Here is a 4,961-nt window from a genome sequence, read left to right on the forward strand (position 1 = left end):
GGGATTGTATCAGAAGTTGATTTGTTGTCCATGATCAGCGTGTCGCATTCGATGTTTGAGCGGGCGCCTTCGGCTTTGCGTCCGAAGTGGACGATTCCGCGGTATGTGACTTTTCCGACTTGTTTTGAGATCGATTTTGAAACGATTGTGGATGACGTATTTGGTGCAAGGTGAATCATTTTCGCACCGGCATCCTGATGCTGTCCTTTTCCTGCGAGAGCGATAGAAAGCGTCATGCCGCGCGCGCCTTCGCCTTTCAGGATAACGGCAGGATATTTCATTGTCAGCTTGGAGCCGATGTTTCCGTCGATCCATTCCATTGTCGCGTTTTCTTCACAGACCGCACGCTTTGTCACAAGGTTGAAGACGTTGTTCGCCCAGTTTTGAATCGTTGTATAACGGCAGTAGCCGCCTTTTTTAACGATGATCTCAACAACCGCGCTGTGAAGGGAGTTTGTTGTATAAACAGGTGCTGTACATCCCTCTACATAGTGAACGTGAGCGCCTTCGTCGACGATGATCAGCGTCCGTTCGAACTGTCCCATATTTTCTGAGTTGATGCGGAAGTATGCTTGCAGCGGAGTATCAACTTTTACGCCTTTTGGCACGTAGATGAATGATCCGCCGGACCATACCGCAGAGTTCAAGGCCGCAAACTTGTTGTCAGTCGGCGGAATGACTTTTGCCCAATGCTCGCGGAAAATGTCTTCATTTTCTTTGAGGGCGCTGTCTGTGTCTTTAAAGACGATCCCTTGAGACTCAAGATCTTCTTTCATGTTATGGTAAACGACTTCTGACTCATACTGCGCAGATACACCGGCCAAATATTTTTGCTCAGCTTCAGGGATTCCAAGCTTGTCAAATGTTTGTTTGATTTCCTCAGGAACTTCATCCCATGATCTTTCTGAACGCTCAGAAGGCTTTACATAGTACGTGATTTCATCAAAGTTCAATGAGTTTAAATCTCCGCCCCATTGCGGCATTGGCATATTGTAGAAGTGTTCAAGAGATTTCAGGCGAAAGTCGAGCATCCACTCCGGCTCTTCTTTCATGCGTGAAATTTCTTCAACGATTTCTTTTGTCAATCCCCGCTCTGAACGGAAAATGGAAACGTCTTTGTCGGCAAAACCGTATTTATATTCGCCGATTTCCGGCATTTTCTTAGCCATCCATTTTCACTCCAATCTTTATTCGTTATCGCTGTTTTCTTTGGAAACGCCTTTTTCAAGGGCTTTCCATGACAATGTTGCACATTTAATCCGGGCCGGAAATTTTGAAACGCCTTGCAGGGCTTCAATATCGCCTAAATCGATCGAATCGTCGTAGTCTTTACCCTGCATCATATCTGAAAAGATCTGTGACATCTGAAGGGCGGTCTCCACGTCTTTCCCTTTGATCGCCTGTGTCATCATGGACGCAGAGGCCATTGAGATTGAGCATCCTTCGCCTTCAAATTTTGCATCTTCCACTTTACCGTCTGTTATCTTCATCGTCAGTCTGATTCGGTCACCGCATGTCGGGTTGTTCATATCAACAACGATGCTGTCATTTAAAACCCCTTTGTTTCTCGGGTTTTTGTAGTGATCCATTATCACCTGGCGATACAGTGTATCCAAGTTCACATTAAAAGACATTTGTGAAATACTCCTTTGTCTTCTGAAGAGCTTCAATCAGTTTGTCGATGTCTTCTTCCGTATTATACAGATAAAAGCTTGCTCTTGCAGTGGCGGAAACGTTCAGCCATTTCATCAAAGGCTGTGCGCAGTGATGACCGGCTCTGACGGCGACCCCTTCTGCATCAAGCACGGTTGCCACATCGTGCGGATGAACGTCTTCAAGGTTGAATGTCACGAGTCCTGCACGTTCGGCCGGACCATAGACAGTCGCGCCTTCAAGCTCTTTAAAGCGCTCCAGGGCGTAGGCCGCCAAACGGTGTTCATGCGCCAATATTTCGTCAAGTCCGATGTCTTCAAGGAAGTCAATCGCCGCTCCCAATCCGATCGCACCGGCAATGATCGGTGTGCCGGCTTCGAATTTCCAAGGCAGCTCCTTCCAAGTCGATTCGTAAAGACCGACAAAATCAATCATTTCTCCGCCGAATTCTGCGGGTTCCATGTTTTCAAGCAATGCTCTTTTTCCATACAATACCCCGACCCCGGTCGGACCACACATTTTGTGGGCTGAAAACGTGTAGAAATCGCAGTCCAAATCCTGGACGTCAATTTTCATGTGAGGTGTGCTTTGCGCACCGTCTACGACCATGACCGCGCCGTTGTCATGCGCGATTTTGGCTATTTCCTTAATCGGGTTGATCGTACCGAGAACGTTTGAAACATGCGCAGCCGAGACGATTTTTGTATTTTCCGTCACCGTTTCCCTGACATCGTCCAAGGAAATGGTTCCGTCTTCCTGAAGCGGAATGTACTTCAGCGTGGCGCCGGTTGCTTTGACAGCCTGCTGCCACGGAATAATATTCGCATGGTGCTCCATCGGTGTAATGACGATTTCATCACCAGGCTTGAGGTTTGCGCGGGCATAGCTGAGCGCAACCATATTCAGGGCCGTTGTCGTACCCCTTGTAAAAATAATTTCCTGCATAGACTTCGCGTTTATAAACTTCCTGACCTTCTCACGAGCTCCTTCATATCCATCCGTTGCTTTCGTTCCTAATGTATGAACGCCGCGATGGACATTGGAATTGTAAGAGTTGTAATACTCATCAAGCGTCTCGATGACAACGCGCGGCTTCTGCGAGGTTGCCGCGCTGTCCAAATAAACGAGATCGTGTCCGTTGACCTGTTGGCTGAGAATCGGAAACTGTTCGCGAATATCTTTGGCATTCATTATTTTACTTTCCTTTCAATCACAGAGACCAGCTGCTTCTTCACGCCTTCGATCGGAAGTTCATTGACAACCGGTGCGAGGAAGCCGTAAATGACGAGGCGCTCTGCTTCTTCTTTTGGAATTCCGCGGCTCATCAAATAGTAAAGCTGAACCGGATCGACGCGGCCGACGGATGCAGCGTGCCCTGCCGTTACATCGTCTTCATCAATTAACAGGATCGGGTTGGCGTCGCCGCGCGCTTTTTCACTCAGCATAAGAACGCGTGATTCCTGCTCTGCATTTGATTTTGACGCGCCGTGCTCGATTTTTCCGATGCCGTTGAAGATCGAAGATGCGGAATCTTTCATAACGCCGTGTTTTAAAATATAGCCTTCTGAATGCTTTCCGTGATGAATGATTTGCGTTGTAAAGTTTTGAGTCTGTTCTCCTCTGCCGACGACAACCGTTTTCGTATCGCCGAATGTGCCGTCTCCATGCAGATTTGTCGTGTTTTCAGAAACGGTGTCTCCGTCATTCATTAAACCGAGCGCCCATTCAATTTTGCTGTCGCGTCCGAGTGCAGTTCCGCGGCGGCTGACATAAGCCGTCACCCCTGCGGAAAGGTTGTCGACCGCACCGTATTGCACGCGGGCATTCGCGCCTGTGATCACTTCTGACACGATGTTAAAGACCGCTTCCTTAGGGTTCACAGTGCTGATGTAGTTTTCTACATATGTGACTGCACTATTGTCATCAGCAACGACAAGTACATGGTTGAAAAGCGTTGTATCATTGCTTTCATGGACATAAACAGCTTGCACCGGCGCTTCCAGTTCGACGTTTTTCGGAACGTAAAGGAAGGCTCCGCCGTTCAGGAGGGCTGCATGCAATGCCGTTAATTTATGCTCATCGGCTTTTACGCCGTCTTTCATAAAGTATTTTTTGACTAGCTCGCCGTGTTCGCGGAACGCAGTATGAATATCTGTAAAGATGACGCCTTTATCCTGCAGCTCTTTTGAAAGAGAAAGGTAAGCCGGCGTCTGGTCTCTTTGGACATAAAGCGTTTTGTCTTCATTTCCAAGATCGATCAGCGATTTGACCTCATCTGAAAGATCATCCAAAGAATCAAGCGGTTTATTTTCTACAGTATGCTTATCAAACCGTGTAAAATTCCAATTTGTAATTTTCGTTTTATCAGGTTTCGGCAGCGGCAGATCTTCTGCTTTTTCAAGCGCTTCTAAGCGTAGATCTTGCAGCCATGCAGGTTCCTGGTGCTTCTCAGAGAAGCTTTTGACATATTCCCGATCTACAGATAGTTTTGTTTCCAATGTCATGTTTATCCCCCTAACGCTTACGCTTCTTGACCGACAGTTTCGTCTTCGATTCCAAGCTCATGCTTAATCCAGTCATATCCTTCAGCCTCAAGGCGCTGCGCCAGCTCAGGTCCGCCGGATTTCACAACGCGGCCCTGCATCATGACGTGCACATGGTCAGGCGTAATGTAGTTCAAGAGGCGCTGATAGTGCGTGATGATCAGGCAGCCGAAGTCCTCGCCGCGCATTTTGTTGATTCCTTTTGAAACGACTTTAAGGGCGTCGATATCCAAACCTGAATCGATTTCGTCAAGAATCGCGATTTTCGGTTCGATCATCATCAGCTGAAGAATTTCGTTGCGTTTTTTCTCACCGCCTGAGAAACCTTCGTTCAAGTAGCGCTGCGCCATATCAGGATCCATTTCAAGAAATTCCATGTTTTCGTCCATTTTGCGGATGAATTTCATTAAAGAAATCTCGTCGCCTTCTTCTCTGCGCGCGTTGATCGCTGAACGGAGAAAATCGGCATTTGTAACACCGCTGATTTCACTCGGATACTGCATAGCCAAAAACAGGCCGGCCTGAGCGCGCTCGTCCACTTCCATTTCCAGAACGTCCTTGCCGTCAAGCGTGATGCTTCCTTTTGTTACTTCGTATTTAGGGTGCCCCATAATCGCCGCGGATAAAGTTGATTTACCCGTTCCGTTCGGTCCCATTACAGCGTGGAATTCCCCGCCTTTTATTTCAAGGTTTACACCTTTTAAAATCTCTTTTCCTTCAATCTCAACGTGAAGATCTTTGATTGTTAATGTCGAAGCAGCCATG

Annotated in this window: 5 protein-coding genes; all 5 read right to left on the reverse strand. The window is 47.5% G+C overall.

Going from position 1 to position 4,961, the window contains the following annotated elements; genetic code table 11:
• On the reverse strand, nucleotides 1-1,169 hold a 1,169-nt coding region (gene sufB, locus C1T29_RS18700), incomplete at its 3' end, for a Fe-S cluster assembly protein SufB (RefSeq protein ID WP_208945737.1).
• A gap of 18 nt (nucleotides 1,170-1,187) precedes the next feature.
• A complete protein-coding gene (gene sufU, locus C1T29_RS18705; protein WP_020452866.1) occupies nucleotides 1,188-1,634 on the reverse strand; it encodes a Fe-S cluster assembly sulfur transfer protein SufU in 447 nt (148 codons plus the stop codon).
• Entirely contained in the window at nucleotides 1,624-2,844 is a 1,221-nt protein-coding gene (gene sufS / locus C1T29_RS18710) for a cysteine desulfurase SufS (protein ID WP_020452867.1), read from the reverse strand. The genes sufU and sufS overlap by 11 nt, the downstream gene beginning before the upstream one ends.
• The gene (gene sufD / locus C1T29_RS18715; RefSeq protein ID WP_023856210.1) at nucleotides 2,844-4,157 is read right to left on the reverse strand and encodes a Fe-S cluster assembly protein SufD; all 1,314 of its coding nucleotides are present in this window, start codon (nucleotides 4,155-4,157) and stop codon (nucleotides 2,844-2,846) included. Before sufD ends, sufS begins: the two co-directional genes overlap by 1 nt.
• A gap of 17 nt (nucleotides 4,158-4,174) precedes the next feature.
• Nucleotides 4,175-4,960 carry a Fe-S cluster assembly ATPase SufC gene (gene sufC, locus C1T29_RS18720; RefSeq protein WP_020452869.1) on the reverse strand — a complete coding sequence of 262 codons (786 nt, stop codon included), beginning with the start codon at nucleotides 4,958-4,960 and terminating at the stop codon, nucleotides 4,175-4,177.
• Nucleotide 4,961 lies beyond the last annotated feature (1 nt).

The sequence above is a fragment of the Bacillus sp. MBGLi79 genome (assembly GCF_002953915.1).